This window comes from Gluconacetobacter sp., from assembly GCF_047721585.1.
Classification (GTDB): domain Bacteria; phylum Pseudomonadota; class Alphaproteobacteria; order Acetobacterales; family Acetobacteraceae; genus Gluconacetobacter; species Gluconacetobacter dulcium.
Genome location: NZ_JBDNXE010000001.1, coordinates 1 through 281, shown reverse-complemented (window position 1 = coordinate 281; position 281 = coordinate 1). Strand labels below are relative to the sequence as shown.

General features: G+C 80.1%; 1 protein-coding gene. It reads left to right on the top strand.

Annotation, left to right across the window (positions count from 1 at the left end; all coding sequences use genetic code 11):
* A partial coding sequence (locus ABF821_RS00005; protein ID WP_415528583.1) for a hypothetical protein occupies window positions 1-281 on the top strand: 281 nt, incomplete at both ends.

The following is a 281-nucleotide window of genomic DNA, read 5'->3' as shown; positions in this document are numbered from 1 at the left end:
GGGGGCTGTGGGGCGGCTCGGCCCCCCCCCCCCCCGGGGGGGGGGGGGGGCGGCCGTTTTTCCCCTATCCCCCGCGCCCCCCGCCCCCCCGCCGGGCGGGGGCGACGGCGGTGCCGCCGCTTGCCGCGCGCACGCTGAGCGCCTCGACCGATTCCGGGGTCGGCACGGTGCAGATCGGCTGGCGGGTGCCCGGCCTGCGGGACCCGGACACGGCAACCCGCCTGATCCTGGCCGATGCCATCAATAACCGGCGGGGCGCGTTGGGGCGGCTGTCGGTCGAG